Source organism: Curtobacterium sp. 9128 (genome assembly GCF_007673775.1).
GTDB lineage: Bacteria > Actinomycetota > Actinomycetes > Actinomycetales > Microbacteriaceae > Curtobacterium.
In genome coordinates, this window is the sequence record NZ_VEAF01000002.1 from 403062 (window position 1) to 422230 (window position 19169).

The window sequence follows — 19169 nt, forward strand, 5'->3', positions numbered from 1 at the left end:
CTCCGGCTGCGTGCGCGGCCGGGCGCAGCGCCGTCGCCACGGGCGGTCAGAGCGGTCGGGACCACGCGACCTCGCGGTCGAGCTGACCCGTCGCCCGGAAGAGCGCCACCTGCGTCGTCGCACCGAGGACCGCGGCGAGTGCCGCCCGGTCCGCGGACTCGAACCCGAGGCCCTGCCAGAACGGACCGGACCGACGGCTGAAGAGCCACGCACGCTCCACTCCGACCCCTGCTGCCGCGGTCAGTGCGAACGCGGCGAGCCGGGTACCGGCACCGGAGCCGCGGAGGGTCGGAGCGACGGCGACGCTGCGGAGGAGGGCGTGCCTCCCGTCCGCGCTGCGCTCGAAGCCGGTCGAACCGACGACGGCACCGCTGTCGTCGCGGACGACCCAGAGCCGGACGCCCGGGTCGTCGAGCCCGGCGACCGTCAGGTCGCTCGCGGCGAGGAAGCCGCGCACGTCCGCGACGTCGGCGGGACCGACGGCGAGGGGTTCGTGCACGGCTCCCGAGACTACGCGGTGATCGCGGCGCGGATCGCGGCAGCAGCCGCACCCACGTCGGGGGCGCTGTAGATCGCGCTGCCGGCGACGGCGACGCGCGCGCCCGACTCCTGGACGGCGGCGACGGAGTCGGCGTTGATGCCGCCCGCGACCGAGAACGGCACTCCGGAGGCCTTGCCGTCGGTGAGCAGCGAGTCGAACGTGTAGCCGTCCTCGGCCTGCTCGTCGAGACCGGCGTGCATCTCGACGAACTCGGCGCCGAGGGCGATGACCTCGCGTGCGCGGGCAGCCTTGTCGGCGACGCCGATGAGGTCGACGACGATGCCCTTGCCGTGCTTCTTCGCGGCACCGATCGCACCGGAGATGGTGCTGTCGCCGGCGACGCCGAGCACGGTGACCAGGTCAGCGCCGGCCTGGAACGCGATGTCCGCTTCGAGCTCGCCGGCGTCCATCGTCTTGAGGTCGGCGAACACGATCTTGTCCGGGTGGGCTTCCTTGACGGCGGTGATCGCGGAGAGACCGGCGCTCTTGATGAGCGGCGTGCCGAGCTCGATGATGTCGACGTGCGGGGCGGCCGCCGCGGCGAGCTCGAGGGCGGCTTCGGTGGTCAGGGTGTCCATGGCGAACTGGAGCTGCATGGTGGTGCCTTTCATTCGAGGTTGGCGTGTCGGGGCCAGAGGTCGTCGGCGGACTGCCCGCCTCGGGCCCAGAGCGTGTGGAACAGCGCGTCACCGAGGAGCGCGACGGCCTGTTCGAAGAGGCTCCCGGCGTACTGGGCCGAGGCCGTGCCGGAGCGGTCGGTCTTCGTCGCGGCCGGCACCACGAGGGTGACCGTCGCGACCTCGGACAACGGGGAGTCGGCGGTGGTGGAGATCGCGACGACGTCGGCGCCCACCGATGCGGCGGTCTCTGCGGCGGCGACGATGCCGGCCGTCGTGCCGGAACCGCTCGCCACGACGAGCACGTCGCCGGACCGGATCGCCGGCGTCGTCACCTCGCCGACGACGTGGACGTCGAGCCCGAGGTGCATGAGCCGCATCGCCGTCATCCGGAGTGCGAGTCCGGACCGGCCTGCGCCGTGCACGAACACCCGGTCCGCGTCACCGATCAGCGCGAGGGCCCGGTCGGACGCGGCGTCGTCGCGGAGGTCCGCCACGAGGGCGCTGACCTCGCCGATGATCAGGTCGAGGGCGTCGGAGACGGTCGGGAGGGACATGGACCCAGCCTGGTGCCGTCGTCGTGAGCGCACCGCTACCCGCCGCGGCAGGGTCCCCACCCGATCGAGTGGCCCCGTCTCTCCGGGTGGGCCGGGTAGGTTCGCGGACGTGGACGACGGAGATCAGGACGGCCTGGAGGCTCGGCTCGGCCCCGCCAGTCGGCTCGCCGCCGCGGAACACGCCAGGACCGTCGCGGAGCAGGCCGACCGGCACGCGCTGACGCTCGAGTCCGTGCTCGCCGTGCTGCGCTCGCCACGGGTGGGTGACGCCGCAGCTCGCTCGGAGGCGGTCGAGATCGCCTCCGCCGCCCTTGTGGAACTCCGCACGCTGACCGATCGGCAGCGGAGCACCATGCTCGAACCCGTCACGGGGGCGTTCTCCCGGCTGCGGGCCGACCTCCGTCCGCTCGTCCGGTTCGGTGACCTCGACGTGCAGTTCGTCGAGCCCCCGGCGACCGGTCGCGCGCTGCCCGGCGACGTTGCGCACGCCGCTCGGGCGATCGTCCGGACCGCGGTGCTCGCGCTCGTCGACGCCGGCGAGGCCCGACGCGTCCGCATCCAGTGGGACTGCGACGGTCGGAACCTGCTCATGCAGCTCCGCGACGACGGGTCCGGAGCGCTCGACGCCCACGACGACACGATGCGGCCGATCGCCGAGCGGGTCGTCGCGCTCGACGGGCGACTGTCCGTCGAGTCCACCGCGGGGTGGGGGTCCGTGCTCGACATCTCGCTGCCGCTCGACCCCGCGCCGGGATCGGTGGACGTGGCCGACGACGCCGACCTGACCCCGCGGGAGCTCGACGTGCTGCGGCTCGTCGCGACGGGGATCGGGAACCAGGCGATCGCGGACGGCCTCGGGATCAGCGTCAACACGGTGAAGTACCACGTGGCGAACCTGCTCCGGAAGCACGGCGCCAGGACGCGGACGGAGCTCGCCGCGCTGCGGGGCTGACGCCGGGCCCGCTCGCCGGCACCGCGCAGTCGATCAGGGCACGAAGCGGTACCCCATGCCGGACTCGGTGACGATGTAGCGCGGGGTGGCCGGATCGGGCTCGAGCTTCCGCCGCAGCTGTGCCACGTAGAGCCGGAGGTACCCCGAGTCGCTGCCGTGCGACGGACCCCACACCTCGGTGAGGAGCATCTCGCGGGTCATCAGCCGGTCGGGGTTCGCCAGGAGGACCTCGAGCAACCGCCACTCGGTCGGGGTCAGGCGGATCGCGGGCCCCTCCGGCGGCAGGACCTGCTTGGCGACGAGGTCGACGACGAGGTCCCCGAACCGCACGGTCGGACTGGTCTCGGGCGTCGCGGCCGTCGCCGCCTGCCGACGCCCGAGCGCGCGGAGTCGTGCCAGGAGCTCGTCCATCTGGAACGGCTTCGTCACGTAGTCGTCCGCACCGGCGTCGAGGGCGTCGACCTTGTCGCCCGAGTCCGTCCGGCCCGAGAGCACGAGCACCGGTACCTGCGACCACGCGCGGATGCCCTGCAGCACACCGATCCCGTCGAGGCGCGGCATCCCGAGGTCGAGCATCACGATGTCCGGGCGCTCGGTGATGACGGCGTCGATCGCGGCACGGCCGTCGCGGGCGGTGACCACGTCGTAGCCGCGGGCAGTGAGGGTCACCCCGAGGGCACGGACGAGTTGCTGGTCGTCGTCGGCGACGAGGATCTTCACGGCGTCTCCACTCCGACGTGTTCGGCGATCGGGAGCCGCACCACCATCGTCAGGCCGCCGCCGGGGGTGTCGTCGGCCTCGATCGTGCCACCCATCCCCTCGGTGAAGCCCCGGGCGAGTGCGAGCCCGAGCCCCAGCCCGGTGTCGTTGTCGGTGTCGCCGAGCCGTTGGAACGGCTGGAACACGTCGGCACGCAGCGCCGCCGGGATCCCCGGCCCGTGGTCGGCGACGCGGAGCTCGACCCCGTCGCCGAACGCACTCGCAGCGACGCGCACGCTCGCACCGGTCGGGCTGTGCCGCACCGCGTTCGCGAGGAGGTTCACGACGACGCGCTGCAGGAGTCCGGGGTCGGCCAGCACCGGTGGCAGGTCCGTCGGCAGGTCGAGGTCGACGTCGTCCGGCCCGAGCTCCAACTCGTCGAGGGCCGGCGCGACCACGGTCTCCAGCGGCAGCGCGACGGGGGCGACCGCGAGCACCCCCGCCTGCACCCGCGAGACGTCGAGCAGGTCACCCAACAGCACCGCCAGCTGGCGGAGGCTCTCGTCGGCGGTGGCGAGCAGGGCCTCCCGGTCGGTGTCGGACAGCCGGATGTCGCTGGCACGGAGGGTCTGCACGGCGGCGGATGCCGCTGCGATCGGCCGCCGGACGTCGTGCCCGACGGCCGCGAGGATCGCGCTCCGCACCCGGTCCGCCGCCGCGATGCGTTCGGCGTCGACCGCGGTGCGGGTCAGCTCACGGTGCTCGACGGCGGCGTCGATCTGCTGCTCCACGACCCGCAGCAGCCGCCGCTGGGTCGGGTCGTCCGGAGCGCCGGCGAACTCCAGCACGGCACCGGACGGGAGGCCCGTGGTCGCGTCCGGCCCCTCGCCGAACGTCCCCGACGTGGCCGGCACGGCATCACCCTGCCGGACCCGCACGCCGGCGTACCCGAACGCCTCGCGTGTCCGGTCCACCAGCGCCTGCAGGGCGTCGTCGCCCCGCAGGACGCTCCCGGCGATGCCCATCAGCAGACCGGACTCCGCGGCTGCCCGACGCGCGGTCCGCGATCGCCGTGCGGACCGGTCGACGACGAAGCTCACGAGCACCGCGCTGACCACGTACATCACCAGTGCCACGAGGTGCCACGGCTGCTGCACGGTGACCTGGTGGAGCGGCTGCACGAAGAAGTAGTCGAGGCTCAACCCGGACAGCACCGCCGCGAACACGGCCGGGAGCATGCCACCGACCAGCGCCACGACGAGCACGAGCAGCTGGTACGCCAGCACGTCGACCGTGATCGCGTCCGGGTCGCCCGTGAACGACAGCAGCCAGGTCAGCAGCGGTCCGGCGACGAGGGCGAGCCCGAACGCCGAGAGCACACGGCTCCGGGACAGGCTCCCGCCGAGGCGCGGCAGCCGGGAGCCGCCGCCGGCGCGCTCGTGCGTGACGACGTGCACGTCGATGTCTCCGGACTCGCGGATCACGGTCGCACCGATGCCCGGACCGGTCAGCGCCGCGACCAGGCGGCTCCGACGGCTCGCACCCACGACGATCTGCGTCGCGTCGATCGACCGCGCGAAGCGGACCAGCGTCGCGGGGACGTCGTCGCCCACCACCTGGTGGTAGGTCCCGCCGAGCTGCTCCAGCAGGGTGCGCTGCTTCCCGAGGGCACCCGGGTACCGCTCACGGAGTCCGTCGTTCGTCGTCACGTGCACCGCGGCGAGCTCCCCGCCCGAGGACCGCGCCGCGATCCGGGCGCCGCGGCGGAGCAGGGTCTCCCCCTCCTGCCCGCCGGTCAGGGCGACCAGGACGCGTTCGCGGGCCTCCCACCGGTGCTCGATCCCGTGCTCCGCGCGGTACCGCCTGAGCGCGTCGTCGACCTCGTCCGCCAACCAGAGCAGCGCGATCTCGCGGAGTGCGGTGAGGTTGCCCAGCCGGAAGTAGTTCGACAACGCCGCGTCGACCCGGTCCGCCGGGTAGACCAGCCCCTCGGCGAGCCGCTCACGGAGGGCCTCGGGCGACAGGTCGACGACCTCGATCTGGTCCGCAGCCCGGACCACGGCGTCGGGAACGGTCTCGCGCTGCACCGCGCCGGTGATCTCGCGAACGACGTCACCGAGGGACTGCATGTGCTGGACGTTCACGGTCGAGACCACGTCGATACCGGCAGCGAGGAGCGCCTCGACGTCCTGCCACCGCTTCTCGTGCGCGCCGCCCGGGGCGTTCGTGTGGGCGAGCTCGTCGACCAGCGCCACATCGGGACGTCTGACCAGCACGGCGTCGAGGTCCATGTCGTCGAGGTCCACACCGCGGTGGCGCTCGATGCGTCGAGGGACGACCTCGAGGCCGTCGACGAGGGCGGCGGTCGCGGCGCGGCCGTGGGTCTCGACGACGGCGACGACGACGTCGCGGCCCTCGTCCCGCAGCCGGCGGCCCTCCTCGAGCATGGTGAAGGTCTTCCCGACGCCCGGTGCGGCACCGAGCAGCACCCGCAGCCTGCCTCGCTTCACGCGCTCATCTTCTCGCGTCTCGGCGGTGAGTGCGGAGCGGGAGTGTCCGGTGGTATTTTTCACACTCGGCTCCGGCACGGTTCCTCGTGGCACACAGCAAGGAGAACACGATGAAGGTCTTCACGAGTGTCACCTTCGCGGTCATCGTCTCGATCGGACTCCTGGTCGCAGGTTCCGCGTGCTTCGCCGCGACAGTAGGGACCTCGGCGCAGTGGTGCGGGTCACTCGCTTCCGGCGTTGCCGTCGGGCTGAGTGGGCTCTACGTCGGGACGATGGCTCGCCGACGCAATCAACGGGCAGCGCGACGGGGACGCGAGAGCGGGTAGCGGCGGTCGAGCCGGGGATCGATGACCGTGGCCATGAGGAACCGGGACACGAACTGGCCGCCGGCCCAGTAGGCGGGGATCACGAAGACCAGCACGCCCGCTCCGTGCCCGGCCCCGATGAGCCCGAGCACCGCGAAGGACACGAGCAGACCCACGCCGATGTAGAGGTAGCGCCACCCGCGGGTGTACGCGTCGCGTTGGTGCTGCTCCGTCTCCGCACGCTCGTCGAGGCCGCGGACGCCGGCGTCCAGGTCCTGTTCACCCGCTCCGTCCGTGGCGAAGAGGTCGCGCACCGGCACCTCGAGGGCGCGGGCGATCGCGGAGAGCGACTCCAGGCTGGCGTCGCTCCCGGCCTCGATCCGCTGCACCGTCCGCACGGCGACCCCGCTCGCCTCGGCGAGTCGTTCCTGCGTCCAACCACGCGTCTTGCGCAGTTCCCCGATCCGCATCTCGTTCATGACCGGAACTCTATGGACGCCGTCGGATTGGCACCACGACAGGGACACGACACGAGGACGACAGCTACCCGACAGCAGCCCGCAACCGGCCCGCCAGCGCGGTGCACTCCGTGCGGAGGTCCTCCGGCCCGTCGACGGTGAAGTCCACGTCGAACCCGGCGAACCGTGCGGCGAGGGCGGTCCACGACCACGCGCCGATCGTCAGTCGGCAGCGGTCGGGGCCGAGGTCCTCCAGGACGGCGTCGGCATCCGCTTCGAGGTACGGCGCGACGGACCGCGCCGCGACGTCGAGCACCGCCGTCCCCACGCACCGCCAGACGTCGCGACCGCCCGAGCCCTTGAACCGCGTCGCGAGGAGCGCCGCCGGGTCACCGCCGGGGATCGGTCTCGGCGTGAACCGGACACCGGTCGCCGCTCGCGGGCGCATCCGGTCGATCCGGTAGGTGCGCCAGTCGTCCCGTGCGTCCTCCCACGCGAGCAGGTACCAGCGGCCGTTCCGCGCGACGACCGCGTGCGGCTCGACCCGACGCGGGGGCTCGACCCGGTCCGCGTCGCCCGGCCACGCCGGCACGTGGTCGAACCGCAGGACCTGCCGCGTCCGGACGGCGTCGCTCACGGCGACGAGCACCTCGGGGTCGACCGTCGTGGTCCCCGGCGTGGTCACCACGTCCACGGCGTCGACACGGTGTCGCAGCCGGGACGGCATCACCTGCCGCACGGCCCCGAGTGCGCGGGCAGCAGCCTCGGCGATGTCGGCTCCGGACGCGGGCGCGACGGCCAGGGCGAGGGCGATCGCCACGGCCTGCTCGTCGTCGAACAGCAGTGGCGGCAGCTCCGAGCCGGCGGACAGCCGGTAGCCGCCGGCCGGACCGCGCAGCGCCTCGATGCGGTAGCCGAGCTCGCGGAGTCGGTCGACGTCACGCCGCACCGTGCGCGGACTGACCTCGAGACGCTCCGCGAGGACGTCCCCCGACCAGTCACGGCGGACCTGCAGCAGGGACAGGAGCGCGAGCATGCGCGAGGAGGGGCCGGACACGGATCCAGTGTCCGTCGAGAAGCGGACATGATCTGACCGCAATGCCGATCAGACTCGCTTCCATGACGATCACGACGACTGCCCACCTCAACTTCGACGGCAACGCCCGCGAGGCGCTCGACTTCTACGCCTCCGCACTCGGCACCGAACCCGTCGCCATGACCTACGGCGCGATGGGTGCCACCGACGACCCCGCCTGGGCCGACCGCATCGTGTGGGGTCAGGTGCAGACCGCGAGCGGCGTCCGGGTGATGGCGTTCGACGTCTGGCCCGGGCAGCCGTACGAGCAGGGCACGAACGCCTTCTACGTCTACCTGAGCGGCACCGACGCAGACGAGATGACCGCGGTCTGGGAAGGCCTGTCCGAGGGTGCCGAGATCCGGCAACCATTCGGTCCGGCCGCCTGGTCACCCCTCGCCGGACAGCTCCGCGACCGCTTCGGTGTCGTCTGGGCGCTCGACGTGACCCCGGAGTCCACGGACGACTAGCGCACCGGCGACCAGGTGCTCACGGTCACGGCGGCGGTCACCACGGCAGGGGCGAACACCGCGTCGGGAGCGACGTGGTGGTGACTCGGCCCCATGTGCACGACGTCGTGGACGTCCTCCGCGGTGAGGTCCATGCTCCACGTCAGGTCCTCGGAGGAACGGAGCCCGAACGACGGCTCGAGCGACTCGTGCAGGCGCCGCTCCTTCTCGGGGTCGACGCTGATCGTGGCCTCCGCGAGCTCGGCCAGGTGGCCGGCTCGCGGGGTCACGACGACGAGGACGCCGTCGGGATGCAGCACCCGGCGGTACTCGCGCTGGTTGCGCGGGGCGAAGACGTCCAGCACGACGGCGGCGACGCCGTCGACGACCGGGAGGCGCTCGGTCACGTCACCGACGACGGCCCCGACCGCCGGGTGGACGCGAGCTGCCCGCCTGACGGCGACCGGCGACAGGTCCAACGCAACCCCGAGTCGCCGGGCCGGCTCACCGCCCACAGGCACAGCGCTCGCATCGGCGACCCCGAGTCGCCGGGCCGGCTCCCCGCCCACAGGCACAGCGCTCGCATCGGCGACCCCGAGTCGCCGGGCCGGCTCCCCGCCCACAGGCACAGCGCTCGCATCGGCGACCCCGAGCCTCCCGTCCGCCGCGCGCAGCGCATGGGCCAGGTAGGTCCCCGGACCGGAGCCGACGTCGAGCACGACGCCGGGCGTGGTGGCCGCCGCGACGACGTCGGCGAGCGCCCGCTCGACGGGCGCGTAGTGCCCGCGGCCGAGGAACCGGATGCGCGCGTCCACCATCTCCGGGGTGTCCGCGGTGAGGGCGCGCCGCTTGGCGGGCAGGAGCGTCAGGTGGCCCTGCTTGGCCTCGTCGAACCGGTGTCCGTTCGCGCAGCCGGCATGCCCTGGTGCCGTCCGCGCGAGCGGCTCGGTGCACACGGGGCAGGCGAGCACGGGGAGCAGGTCGTCACGCACCGCACCAGCGTACGGGCGTGGGCTCCTGGCCGGAGTCGGTGCGCTAGCGTCGGGCCATGGCCGTCATCCACAACGCCGAACTCCGCCCGTCGAAGACCGAGGCGATCGCCGCGTGGCTGCCCGCGCAGCCGTGGAGCGGCGTCGGAACCGGTTCCGAGGTCACCGTCGACGGCCGGTTCCGCTTCGATGACCCGGACGGTGAGGTCGGGGTCGAGACCTACCTGGTGCACGTCGGCGACGGCCCGGTCCTGCATGTGCCGCTCACGTACCGTGGTGCGCCACTCGACGGCGCTTCCGCGTTCCTCATCACCGAGATGGAGCACTCGGTGCTCGGGCGGCGCTGGGTCTACGACGCCGTCGGCGACCCGGTGTACGCCGACGTGCTGCGGCGTGCGATCGCCACCGGCGGGCACGAGGCCCCGCTCGTCGCGGCCGTGGCGTCGGACGCGCCGCCGCCCGTCAACGGCACCGCGGTCGGGAGTGGTTCCGCGCCGGCGTCCCCCACGGTCGACGCGGTCCGCCCGGTGACGGTCGGCGCGCTGACGACCATCGGCGACCTCACGGTGCTGCGGGTCGTCGGGACGCCACTGCCCGCGGGTGGGACGCTCACCGCCACGTGGCAGGGGTCCACGCCGACCGTCCTGGCGGTGCTGACCGTCTGACGGGTACGGGCAGGGCCCCGCTCGTCGGCCGTGGTCCTGGCAGGATCGAGGGCGTGAAGACACTGGAGTTGCCACAGACGGACCTCACCGCTTCCGACGTCGTCGTCGGCCTGATGCGGATCAACGACATGAGTGACGAGGACATCCGTTCGCTCTACGCGGCCTCGCGCGATGCGGGCGTCACCATGTTCGACCACGCCGCGGTCTACGGCGGCTGGCACGGCTGCGAGGAGCGCTTCGGTGCCGCGGTCACGCTGTCGTCGTCCGAGCGGGCGGACATCCAGCTGCAGACCAAGGTCGGGATCCGGCCGACGGACCACGGCGCGTACTTCGACTTCTCGTACGAGCACATCCTCGAATCGGTGGAGGAGTCGCTCACCGCGCTCCGCACCGACTACATCGACGTGCTGCTGCTGCACCGCCCGGACGCCCTGGTCGAGCCCGACGAGGTCGCGAAGGCGTTCGACGAGCTCCACGCGGCGGGGAAGGTCCACCACTTCGGTGTCTCGAACCACACGCCGGGCCAGGTGGAGCTCCTGAAGCAGTCCGTCCGGCAGCCGCTCGCGTTCAACCAGGTGCAGCTGAGCATCACTCACGCGAACGTGATCACGCAGGGCCTCACGGCGAACATGGGCGGCGTCGACCAGTCGATCGACCGCGACAACGACATCCTCAACCACTCGCGTCTGCACGACGTGACGCTGCAGGCGTGGTCGCCGTTCCAGAAGGGCTTCTTCGACGGCGTCTTCCTCGGCGACCGCGAGCAGTACGGCGAGCTGAACGACGTGCTCGAGGAGCTCGCCGACGCGCACGGGGTCACCCCGACCGGCATCGCCGTCGCGTGGATCACCCGACACCCCGCACACTTCCAGGTGGTCCTCGGGACGACGAACCCGCAGCGCGTCCGGGACTCGGCGGCCGGCAGCGACGTGCAGCTCTCGCGTCCGGAGTGGTACCGCGTCCTGACCGCGGCGGGGCACCTCGTTCCCTGACCCTTCCCGCGCAGGGGACCATCGGGCAGGGTGGAGTCGTGCTCCACGACCTCACCCTGCCCGTTCCGCTGTCCACGCGGACCGGCACCGTCACGCTGCGTTCCGCGGCGCCCGGCGACCTCGACGCCCTGGTCACGCTGCTGTCCGACGACCCGATCAGTGCTGCGCGCGGGGACGTCGCCGGCGCAGACGACCGGGACGCCTCCGCCACAGCACTCCGGGCGGTCCTCGACGACCCGGCGAACGACCTGCTCGTGGTGGTCGACGGGTCCGACGCCGTCGTCGGGACGATGCAGCTCACCCGCATCCCGGGGATGGCCCGACGTGGGTCGACCCGGCTGCTCGTCGAGGCCGTGCGGGTCTCCTCCGGGGTCCGATCGGGGGGCATCGGGAGCGCGATGATGCGTTGGGTTACGGACGTGGCGGCGCCGGCGCTCGGTGTGACGCTCGTGCAGCTCACGTCCGATGCGGCGCGGACGGATGCGCACCGGTTCTACGAGCGGCTCGGGTTCGTCGGGTCACACGTGGGGTTCAAGCACCGGGTGGGGTGACGACTCAGCGCCCGGCGGCGTAGTGGTTCGCGACCTGTGTGGGCGTGAGCACCGCGTTGTAGACCGCCGCGAAGCGCATCGACCCCGTGAAGTAGTAGTTGCTCGGCGATCCGGGCCACCCGGTGACGGTGTCGTAGCCGACCCGCCAGTACCCGGTGGCGTTCTCCGGCGCCGTGTACGCGGTGTTCGAGGCGACGAGGGAGCCGTCGACGTAGAGCCGCATGCCGGTGCTGGCGGACATCGTCGACACGACGTGGTGCCACGCGCCGTCGGTGTACGTCTTCGGCGACGTCACGACCTGCGTGGTGCCGTTGTACGCGCCGAAGACGAGCTGTCCCGTGGTGTTGATGTAGATCTGTCGGTCGTGCTGCCCGGACGTGGCGGACTGGTTGCTGCCGAAGCCGATGAGCATGCCGCCGGCGACGGTCGTGCGGAACCAGACCTCCTCGCTGAAGGTCGTCGGGTTGCGGACGGTGCTCGGCGTGGAGACGAAGCTCGACGAGCCGTTCAGCACGTAGGCGCTGCCGGTGTCCCGGGGGCAGGCGATCGGTGACGGCGTCGCGGCCACCATGGAGCCCTGGTAGGTACCGTTCGCGCCGGCCCCGGAGGAGTCGGCCGCGGTGCGGGAGCCGCTCGGCTCACCGAGGCGGTAGACGAACGCGGCACCGGTGTCGTCCGCGTCGACGGCGGCGGCGCAGGTGAAGTACGGGGCCGTGGCGGCGGTGTTGCCGCCGTTGGCGACGGTCGCGCTGAAGGCCGACCGGGTTGGGGCGATCTGGGCGGCGACCACGACCACGGCGAGTGCCACGACGAGCAGCAGGGCGATGAGCCGGCCGTCGCGCAGGCGGGTCGGGATCACGAGGGACGCACCGTGTGGACGCGCCCGACGAACAGGCAGAGGACCAGGGGGACGAGGCAGGCGCAGATGAGCAGTGCCCAGCCGACCGGGTCGAGGGCGATGTTCGACGTGAGCTGGTAGTGCCCGTGCCGGTTGAGCTCGTGGATGACCACGCGGCCGACCTCGCCGTCCACCAGGTGGACGCTGTTCCCGCCGTGCGCCTGGACGCGGACGGGGAAGATGCCGGAGGACACGACCGTCGCGACGACGGAGTCCTTGTTCGCGGTGTTCGTGATCGTCGTGACGTTGACGAAGGGGCGGAGGACCCAGGCCGCGTAGGACATCGTGAGCGAGCTGCCGGCGATGCGGAGCGAGCTGCGGGTGATCCGGTCCGTGAAGGGGCTGGTGAGCACCGCGATGACGAGCGTGCCGATGAGCAGGATCGGGGCGGCGCGGAACAGCCAACCCAGGTGCGGGACGAGGAGCGCCGGGGCGCCGATCAGGTTCTCCTGCGTGAGGGTCCAGGGGTCGGTCGCCCCGTTGACGTCGCCGCGGGTGTGGATCCCGCCGTCGGCGTCGATGCCGATGATGCGGTGGGTGTAGATCGTGTCCGGGGCGGCGCTGACACGGAACGAGACGATGTCACCGACCGCGAGCGACGACGCCTGCACGGGGAGGTCGAGGACGAGGGTGCCGACGGGGGCCGCCTCGCCCATCGAGGGCGTCTCGACGACGAACATCCGGCCCCCGCTCGTCAGGAACAGGGCGGCGGCGGTGAGGAGCACCGCAGCGACGCTGGCGATGGTCCAGGCGAGGACGACCTCGAAGCGGCTGGCCGTGTGACCGCCGACGAGCGGGCGGGAGAGGGTGCCGGTCAGGGGGACGGCTGCGGTCTGGCTCATGGTCGTCCTCTCTCAGGCGGGCGGTGCGTTCGATGTGGTGTGGGGGCGGGTGACACCTCGGCCGTCTCGGGACCGGCCGAGGTGCCACCCGGAGTGGGGAGGGGGTGGATCAGGCGGTGAAGGTCCAGGTCATCGGGACGGACGCCGCGAGGCCCTGGTAGGTGTTGCCGGCGCTGCTGTCGAGCGTGACGGCGAAGTTGAACGGGACCGAGGCGCCGGCGGCCGGGGCGGCGGGCATCGTGAACGCCGAGGCAGCAGCGCCCTTGAAGCTGGCGAGCGTGCCGGAGAAGACCGTGGTGGAGCCCGACGTGATCACGAGGTTCATCTTCGAGCAGAGGTCGGTCGCGGTGCCGTTCTGGGTGCCGTTGGCCGACTGGGTGCAGGTCGCGCCGGGGGTCAGCGTGAAGGTGCTCGCGGCCGAGGTGCCGGTGTTCTTGATCGTGATCGGGGTGTTCACCGTCACGCCGGGGGTCATCGTCGTGCTGCCGCCGAACTTGTTGATGGTGGAGCACGTCGCGGAGTTCGTCGAGACCGAGCCGCCGTCGGTGCTGAGGCAGGTGACGGAGGCGTTCGCGTTCTGCTCCTGCATGACGAGCGTGCCGCTGGCGGCGGTGTTGCTGCTGTTGGTGATGCTGGCCGCGAACCCGGAGAGGGTGCCGGTGAGCGAGAGGGAGAGCAGGACGGCGGCGAAGATGCCCGCGATGAGCGCAACGGGCGCGAAGCGGAGCCGCTTGACCGGGGAGATGCGGTTCAGGTTGGACACGGGGATACCTCGATGACTGTTGTTGGTGTTCAGGACGTTTGCTTAATCATTAAGATAGCCAACAATTCAGATAGTTGGAACCCGCACAGCATCCCCAGAGTGGGGGGCACGGATCAGGCCCCGCGATCGGCCGTGCCATCCTTGAGCGGCAGCGCACGAGACGGGGAGCACACGGGTGGCGGGACCAGCAGACGACGAGGTGGGTGACCTCCTCGCAGCGTTCGACGCCGTGGTGCGCGCGGAGAAGGGGCTCGTCGCGCGGCTCAGCGCCCTCGCCGGCATCCACGAGACGGGCATGCGTGCGCTCGCCCTGATCAGCGACACCGGGTACTCGACCGCGACCGAGCTCGCCGGCTACCTCGGCCTGACGTCGGGCGCGGTGACGAACATGGTCGATCGCCTGTCAGCAGCCGGCCTGGTGGAACGGCGCCCGAACCCGTCCGACCGTCGCGGCTCCCTCATCGCGCTGAGCCCGGCGGGCGAGAGCGTCATCGCGGGCACCCGGAAGCGCTACGCGGCAGTGCTCCGCGAGGTGAGCGCGTCGGTCGGCGTCGACCTGACCAGCGTCTTCAACGACGTCGCCACGGGGCTGCTCCAGCAGGCAGCGGACCCGACCGACACGGACGGGTCCTGACTAGTCGGACTCCTCAGGAGCCCGGGCGGCGTCCAGCCGCGGGGACGACTGCGGCTCGAGGAACATCGCGGCTGCGGCCGGGTCCGCGGCGTCACCGCTGACCACCTCGACCGCGATGTCGAGTCCGAGCGCGGGGTCCTGGTCGAGCTCGAGACCGTTCTCGGTCGCCGTCTCCTCCGGGATCGCCAGACCCTTGGACGGATCGAACGCGCTGCTCATCGACATCCCCCGAGCATGCCGTGCCCGGGTGTGCAGCGTCTAGGAGTCCAGCTCCGAGTCCGCCGTCAGTTCCTCGGCGTCGAGTCGGTCGCCCGCCTGCGGACGTCGGAAGACCGGGCCACCACCGGCCTCGTCCTCGTCGTGCTGCCGCGCGGGGGACGCGTCCGCGTCGGACACCTCGGCGGACCCGGTGAGGTCGGCGCGGTCCTGGTCGGCGCGACCTTCCTCGACCGCGAGTTCGTCGGCGTCGCTGCCGTCCACGGGGACGTCGCTGCCCTGCTGTTCCGGATCGAAGGGTGTGCTCATCGACATGGGGAGAGCATGCTCCGGCCGGGTGGACACTCGGTCAACGCTGTCCGTCCGACGCGATGAGCTCGAGCTGGGTCACGACCATGTCGGTCCGCGGCGTGAACGAGAACGAGGCACCCCCACCCTCGATCCGGAACACGCGCGTCTGCCCCGCCCACGTGAACACCGCGTCCTCGACCACCGTCGTGCCGGGGCCGTCTCCGAGTGCCACCGCCCACGAGTACGTCCCGGGCGCGGCCACCGTCACCGTGTACAGCGACGCCGACCGGACGTCGACGGGGAACGACACCGTGGACCCGGCCGCGAGCGCCGTCGGCGTCCGCCCGGTGTCGTCCGTCAGTGCCGACGTCCCCACCGGCAGCACGTCGGCCGGCGCGTCCCGGTACCCGTGCAGCTCCGACGCCGAGACGGGCCGGGTGTCCGACGCCCAGGCCACCGGGGTCTCGGACAGCTCCACCTCGATCCGCGAGGCCGCGACCACGACCGCGTGCGGGATGCTGATGGACGTCCACGGCACCCCGTCGACCGTCACCGATGCGATGTACGCGCCGGACGAGCCGGGGGCCGTCTCGATCACCGTCGCCGAGCCGCTGCCCACCGACACGGCCTGCCCGTCGCTGGCGCGCCGGTCAGGAACCGGCGGCGTGGGCCCATGGGGTCGCAGCACCGACCGGCGGACCGACGGCGGCACGATCACCCAGGACCCGCTCGACGGCGCCAGCGGGTACAGCCCGATCATCGCGAGGACGTACCAGGCGCTCATCTCCCCGTTGTCCTCGTCGCCCGGGTAGCCCTGGCCGAGGTCGGAGCCGACGAACAGGCGGTCCACTGCCTGCCGGACGATGCGGTGTGCGTCGTCGTGCCGCCCGGTGAACATCGGGAAGAACGGGATGTGGTGCGCGGGCTGGTTCGACAGTCCGAGCATCCCCATGCGGACGTCGCGGGCCTCGGTCATCTCGTGGATCGGGAAGCCGTAGTGGCCGGAGCGGTCGGTCGCGCCGGTCTCCGGTGTTGCGAAGAACCGGTCGATCGCGGCGTCGAAGCCGTCCCGCCCGCCGTGCAGGTCCACGATCCCGGCACCGTCGTGCGGAGCCGTGAACATGGTGCCCCAGGCGTTGGTCTCGGTGTAGTCGCCACCCCACTGGGCCGGGTCGAAGTCCTCGCCGGCACGCCAGTCGCCCGACGGCGTGCGCCCGATGAAGAACCCGCGGCGACGGTCGAACACGTTCCGGTACTGCAGCGACCGGCGGGCGAACCACTCGGCCTCCGCCGCGTACCGCTCCCGCTCGGCGGGGTCGGTGGTCCGGTCCGCCAGGGCAGTCGCCATGACCGCGGTGCTCCAGTCGTTGATCGCCGCGTCGAGGGTCCAGGACATCCCCTCGGAGGTGTCGGTGTCGACGTGGCCGCGGAAGGCGCCCGGGAGGCTCCCCTTGCGTCCGACGCGCTCGTCCCGTGGCGGGACGGTCGCGTTCTTCACCGCGCTCCGGTACGCCTGCTCCAGGTCGAAGCCGTCGACGCCCCGCGACACGAGGTCGCCGAAGACGGTGTCGCTCGTCGTGCCGGTCATGCAGTCCTCGGCGCCCGGTGCGCTCCACCGCGGGGTCCAGCCGCCGTCGTGGAAGTGCTCGACGAAGCCCTGCGCGAGCTCCGACGCGGTGTCCGGGGTGAGGAGCGCGAGGAGCGGCCAGGCGGTGCGGTACGTGTCCCAGAACCCGTTCGTCGTGGTGAACGGGCCGTCGACGACCTCGGGGCCCGGTTCGTCGCGGATCGGCTCCGCGAGGACGTCGCCGTACGGGGAGCGGTGGTGCGGCGTGCCCGTGAGCGCGGTCTCGCCGGCGCGGTTCGGGTAGAGGAACAGTCGGTAGAGCCCGGAGTACAGCGAGGTCAGCTGGTCCTCGGTGGCACCGTCGACCTCGAGCGTCGCGAGCTCCGCCGTCCACGCCTGCTCGGCGCGCTGGCGCATGGTGTCGAACGGACCGGCGGCCTCGAGGTTCGCCGTCGCGTCCGCGAACGAGACGGTCGAGATGCCGAGGAGCACGTCGGTGTCCCCCTCGACGGTCAGCCAGCCGCGCAGCTGCTGGTCTGCGACCGTCGTGTGGTCCGCCGTGACGCCCGGGATCCGCACGTGCACGAAGTGCGGCGGGGTGCCTGGACGGTCGTCGAGGTGCGCCTCGACCACCGCGGTGCCGGCGTCGTCGACGTGCACGCTCGCGTCGAGCACCCGTCCGTGGTGGTCGAGCACGATGCTCCGCGCGCCGGTGAAGCGGAAGCCGAGGGCGAACTCGCCTGCGGTCATCTCCGCGGTGACCCCGTGCTCGAGCGGCACCCGGTAGCGGTGCGGGCCGTCGAGCTCCTCGTCGTGGTCGAACGCCAGTGCCCGGGCGGTGCGGTCGGTGTCCGGGTCGGCGAGCGGGGACGGCATCACCTGGAACACGCCGCGGTCCCCCATCCACGGCGACGGGATGTGGCTGGTCGCGAACGCCTGGATCGCGGGACGGTTGTCGCTCGCCCGGTTGTGCTCCTGGTACGCGTACGGCCACCGGTTGCTCGCGGCGTCGGTCATCGGCAGGCCGAACACGCCGCCGTGCGGGAGCCCGACGAGCGGGGCGTTGTTCCCGCGGGAGAACCGCGAGGACGCCTGCGTGCCGCGGGTCGTCCGGACGTGGTCGAGGGGACGCGTCGGGGTCGGACGCCGGCGCGCACCGACGCGGACGTCGTCGAGCCAGCCGCGGAGCTCGGGGCCGGTGTCCCCGCCGTCCGCAGGGGGCGTGGCGGAGCCGAGCCGGGCCTCCAGGCGGTCGACCACCCGGCCCGCGAACGGCGTGAGGTCCACCGCCCGGCGGTTCCACTGGTCGACCCACTGTCGGCGGCCGGTGTCCTGTGCCTCCGGGGTGAGGGCGTCGCCGTACTGGTCCGTGGCCTGCTCGCCGAGCCGGGATCCGTCGGTGAAGACGACGTCGAGGGTGCAGGCCGTCGCGTCCCAGAAGTGCGCGAGGTCCCCCTCCTCCGGCTCGGTCCGGCCCTCCGGCAGCACGCGCTCGGGGAACCAGACCCAGGAGAGCTCGTCGCCGGCCGCGATCGTCCGGCCGGCGAACCCGGGCACGACGGCCTCGGCGGTGCCACCACCTGCCGGGCGCTCGACCAGGAACGCCTCGAGCGACGTGAAGCCGACACCGTTCTTCGCGGCGACGGCCGTCGAGGGGCCACCGCTCCGTTGCAGTTCTCGCACGGCCCCACCCTATTTGCTCCACTCGATGGACGAAACCCTCCCGGTGCGCCGTCGGCGGAGTTCCGCGCGAACCGACACGTCACGCGTGGCCGAGCCCGCGGAGTGACGGTCAGCCCGAGATCGCGGACGCGGCGGAACCGTCCGGACCAGCCGACGCGCCGGCGATCCGGACGAGCCAGTCCCGCATCAGCGCCCGCTCCGCCGGCGACAGCGCGGCGAGCACCTCGTCGTCGGCGGCGAGCCGCACCGCCGCCGCGCGCGCGTCGGCCGGCGGAAGCGCGGTCGCCGCGGCCCGCGTTGCGCCCGTCGGCGCCGAGGGGGACGTCAGGATCGCGGAGGCGAGCGCCTCCCACCCCGCGTCGACGAGCACCGGGTCGCGGTCGTCGGCGGGCGTCCCGATCAGGTCGAGGACGACGCCGACGCCGATCGCGTGCACGAGCGACACCGCCCGGGCCTCCGGGACCCGCAGCCGCCCGGCGAGTGCGACGCGGTGGATGCGCTCGCGCAGGACGGCGATCCCGGACTCCTCGGTGCCGGAGTGCGAGCGCAGCGGGTCGGAGAAGAGCGCGGTGATGCCCGGGTTGGCGAGCCCGAAGGCGATGTGCGCGTCGAAGGAGTCCCGCAGGTGCTCGACGGGGTCGACGTCGTCCGGCACGGACTTGCCCGCGACGTACGCGGCGAACACCCGGTCGGCCACCGCCTCGAGCAGACCGTCCTTGTCACCGAACTGCCGGTAGATCGTCGGCGCCTGCACCCCGGCGGCGGCGGCGACGGCGCGGGTGGTCACCCCGGTCGGCCCGGCGGTGGCGAGCAGGTCGGCTGCGGCATCGACGATACGAGCGCGGACGGAGTCGATCACGGATCAACGATAACGGGTTCTTGTTAGCGCGGTGTTTCCGATGCTACTGTCCGAGT

21 protein-coding genes are annotated in these 19169 nt (G+C 72.5%); 6 read left to right on the forward strand and 15 right to left on the reverse strand.

What is annotated here, in order from left to right:
* Positions 1 to 46: 46 nt before the first annotated feature.
* From FS641_RS05115 to hxlB, 3 genes are read right to left on the reverse strand one after another with little or no spacing between them, the layout of a single operon-like run.
* The gene (locus FS641_RS05115; protein ID WP_144760854.1) at positions 47 to 499 is read right to left on the reverse strand and encodes a GNAT family N-acetyltransferase; all 453 of its coding nucleotides are present in this window, start codon (positions 497 to 499) and stop codon (positions 47 to 49) included.
* Between the two features lie 11 nt (positions 500 to 510).
* Positions 511 to 1137: a 3-hexulose-6-phosphate synthase gene (hxlA, locus tag FS641_RS05120; RefSeq protein WP_144760857.1), complete on the reverse strand. Its 627-nt coding sequence runs from the start codon at positions 1135 to 1137 to the stop codon at positions 511 to 513.
* Positions 1138 to 1148: 11 nt separating this feature from the next.
* Positions 1149 to 1715: a 6-phospho-3-hexuloisomerase gene (gene hxlB, locus FS641_RS05125; RefSeq protein WP_144760860.1), complete on the reverse strand. Its 567-nt coding sequence runs from the start codon at positions 1713 to 1715 to the stop codon at positions 1149 to 1151.
* Positions 1716 to 1824: 109 nt separating this feature from the next.
* Here hxlB and FS641_RS05130 point away from each other — a divergent pair, with 109 nt between their 5' ends.
* Positions 1825 to 2667 carry a LuxR C-terminal-related transcriptional regulator gene (locus tag FS641_RS05130; protein ID WP_260855692.1) on the forward strand — a complete coding sequence of 281 codons (843 nt, stop codon included), beginning with the start codon at positions 1825 to 1827 and terminating at the stop codon, positions 2665 to 2667.
* A 33-nt stretch (positions 2668 to 2700) separates the two neighbouring features.
* Here the strand turns inward: FS641_RS05130 and FS641_RS05135 are convergent, their stop codons facing one another.
* The 4 genes from FS641_RS05135 to FS641_RS05150 all read right to left on the reverse strand — a co-directional run bounded on the left by FS641_RS05135 (position 2701) and on the right by FS641_RS05150 (position 7696).
* Entirely contained in the window at positions 2701 to 3387 is a 687-nt protein-coding gene (locus FS641_RS05135; protein ID WP_144760866.1) for a response regulator, read from the reverse strand.
* The gene (locus FS641_RS05140) at positions 3384 to 5876 is read right to left on the reverse strand and encodes an ATP-binding protein (RefSeq protein WP_144760869.1); all 2493 of its coding nucleotides are present in this window, start codon (positions 5874 to 5876) and stop codon (positions 3384 to 3386) included. The genes FS641_RS05135 and FS641_RS05140 overlap by 4 nt, the downstream gene beginning before the upstream one ends.
* A gap of 289 nt (positions 5877 to 6165) precedes the next feature.
* Positions 6166 to 6660: a helix-turn-helix transcriptional regulator gene (locus tag FS641_RS05145; protein ID WP_144760872.1), complete on the reverse strand. Its 495-nt coding sequence runs from the start codon at positions 6658 to 6660 to the stop codon at positions 6166 to 6168.
* Between the two features lie 64 nt (positions 6661 to 6724).
* Entirely contained in the window at positions 6725 to 7696 is a 972-nt protein-coding gene (locus FS641_RS05150) for a YafY family protein (RefSeq protein WP_144760874.1), read from the reverse strand.
* 62 nt (positions 7697 to 7758) lie between these two features.
* Between FS641_RS05150 and FS641_RS05155 the strand changes: the two genes are divergently transcribed.
* Complete coding sequence (locus tag FS641_RS05155) at positions 7759 to 8184, forward strand: VOC family protein (RefSeq protein ID WP_144760877.1); 426 nt, start codon at positions 7759 to 7761, stop codon at positions 8182 to 8184.
* On the opposite strand, the gene FS641_RS05160 is transcribed toward FS641_RS05155, so the two are convergent.
* Positions 8181 to 9155 carry a putative RNA methyltransferase gene (locus FS641_RS05160; RefSeq protein ID WP_144760880.1) on the reverse strand — a complete coding sequence of 325 codons (975 nt, stop codon included), beginning with the start codon at positions 9153 to 9155 and terminating at the stop codon, positions 8181 to 8183. The two genes, FS641_RS05155 and FS641_RS05160, sit on opposite strands and share 4 nt — an antisense overlap.
* Positions 9156 to 9211: 56 nt before the next feature.
* Between FS641_RS05160 and FS641_RS05165 the strand changes: the two genes are divergently transcribed.
* From FS641_RS05165 to FS641_RS05175, 3 genes are read left to right on the forward strand one after another with little or no spacing between them, the layout of a single operon-like run.
* Positions 9212 to 9817 (forward strand): CG0192-related protein, encoded by a 606-nt coding sequence (locus FS641_RS05165; protein WP_144760883.1) that lies wholly within the window; start codon positions 9212 to 9214, stop codon positions 9815 to 9817.
* 53 nt (positions 9818 to 9870) lie between these two features.
* Positions 9871 to 10809 (forward strand): aldo/keto reductase family oxidoreductase, encoded by a 939-nt coding sequence (locus tag FS641_RS05170; RefSeq protein ID WP_144760886.1) that lies wholly within the window; start codon positions 9871 to 9873, stop codon positions 10807 to 10809.
* Positions 10810 to 10847: 38 nt separating this feature from the next.
* Positions 10848 to 11360 (forward strand): GNAT family N-acetyltransferase, encoded by a 513-nt coding sequence (locus FS641_RS05175; protein ID WP_144760889.1) that lies wholly within the window; start codon positions 10848 to 10850, stop codon positions 11358 to 11360.
* Positions 11361 to 11364: 4 nt separating this feature from the next.
* Here the strand turns inward: FS641_RS05175 and FS641_RS05180 are convergent, their stop codons facing one another.
* The 3 genes from FS641_RS05180 to FS641_RS05190 all read right to left on the reverse strand — a co-directional run bounded on the left by FS641_RS05180 (position 11365) and on the right by FS641_RS05190 (position 13863).
* Positions 11365 to 12219 carry a LamG domain-containing protein gene (locus FS641_RS05180; RefSeq protein ID WP_144760892.1) on the reverse strand — a complete coding sequence of 285 codons (855 nt, stop codon included), beginning with the start codon at positions 12217 to 12219 and terminating at the stop codon, positions 11365 to 11367.
* Positions 12216 to 13100 carry a S26 family signal peptidase gene (locus FS641_RS05185; protein WP_144760895.1) on the reverse strand — a complete coding sequence of 295 codons (885 nt, stop codon included), beginning with the start codon at positions 13098 to 13100 and terminating at the stop codon, positions 12216 to 12218. The genes FS641_RS05180 and FS641_RS05185 overlap by 4 nt, the downstream gene beginning before the upstream one ends.
* 109 nt (positions 13101 to 13209) lie before the next feature.
* On the reverse strand, positions 13210 to 13863 hold the full coding sequence (locus FS641_RS05190; protein ID WP_144760899.1) for a hypothetical protein: 654 nt from the start codon (positions 13861 to 13863) through the stop codon (positions 13210 to 13212).
* 175 nt (positions 13864 to 14038) lie between these two features.
* On the opposite strand from FS641_RS05190, the gene FS641_RS05195 reads away from it, so the two are divergent.
* Complete coding sequence (locus FS641_RS05195; protein WP_313957793.1) at positions 14039 to 14497, forward strand: MarR family transcriptional regulator; 459 nt, start codon at positions 14039 to 14041, stop codon at positions 14495 to 14497.
* Here the strand turns inward: FS641_RS05195 and FS641_RS05200 are convergent, their stop codons facing one another.
* The 4 genes from FS641_RS05200 to FS641_RS05215 all read right to left on the reverse strand — a co-directional run bounded on the left by FS641_RS05200 (position 14498) and on the right by FS641_RS05215 (position 19113).
* Complete coding sequence (locus FS641_RS05200) at positions 14498 to 14722, reverse strand: hypothetical protein (RefSeq protein ID WP_144760902.1); 225 nt, start codon at positions 14720 to 14722, stop codon at positions 14498 to 14500.
* A gap of 33 nt (positions 14723 to 14755) precedes the next feature.
* Positions 14756 to 15028, reverse strand: coding sequence for a hypothetical protein (locus FS641_RS05205; RefSeq protein ID WP_144760905.1), 273 nt, complete (start codon positions 15026 to 15028; stop codon positions 14756 to 14758).
* A 34-nt stretch (positions 15029 to 15062) separates the two neighbouring features.
* Positions 15063 to 18254, reverse strand: a complete 3192-nt coding sequence (locus tag FS641_RS05210; protein ID WP_260855693.1) for a GH92 family glycosyl hydrolase — start codon at positions 18252 to 18254, stop codon at positions 15063 to 15065.
* Between the two features lie 109 nt (positions 18255 to 18363).
* Positions 18364 to 19113, reverse strand: a complete 750-nt coding sequence (locus tag FS641_RS05215) for a TetR/AcrR family transcriptional regulator (RefSeq protein WP_144760908.1) — start codon at positions 19111 to 19113, stop codon at positions 18364 to 18366.
* Between the last annotated feature and the right edge of the window lie 56 nt (positions 19114 to 19169).

Coding starts and splice junctions, on each gene's coding strand:
- hxlB (WP_144760860.1), bottom strand. CDS start 1,715: ATGTCCCTCCCGACCGTCTCCGACGCCCTCGACCTGATCATCGGCGAG.
- FS641_RS05205 (WP_144760905.1), bottom strand. CDS start 15,028: ATGTCGATGAGCACACCCTTCGATCCGGAACAGCAGGGCAGCGACGTC.
- FS641_RS05145 (WP_144760872.1), bottom strand. CDS start 6,660: ATGAACGAGATGCGGATCGGGGAACTGCGCAAGACGCGTGGTTGGACG.
- FS641_RS05200 (WP_144760902.1), bottom strand. CDS start 14,722: ATGTCGATGAGCAGCGCGTTCGATCCGTCCAAGGGTCTGGCGATCCCG.
- FS641_RS05155 (WP_144760877.1), top strand. CDS start 7,759: ATGACGATCACGACGACTGCCCACCTCAACTTCGACGGCAACGCCCGC.
- FS641_RS05185 (WP_144760895.1), bottom strand. CDS start 13,100: ATGAGCCAGACCGCAGCCGTCCCCCTGACCGGCACCCTCTCCCGCCCG.
- FS641_RS05165 (WP_144760883.1), top strand. CDS start 9,212: ATGGCCGTCATCCACAACGCCGAACTCCGCCCGTCGAAGACCGAGGCG.
- hxlA (WP_144760857.1), bottom strand. CDS start 1,137: ATGCAGCTCCAGTTCGCCATGGACACCCTGACCACCGAAGCCGCCCTC.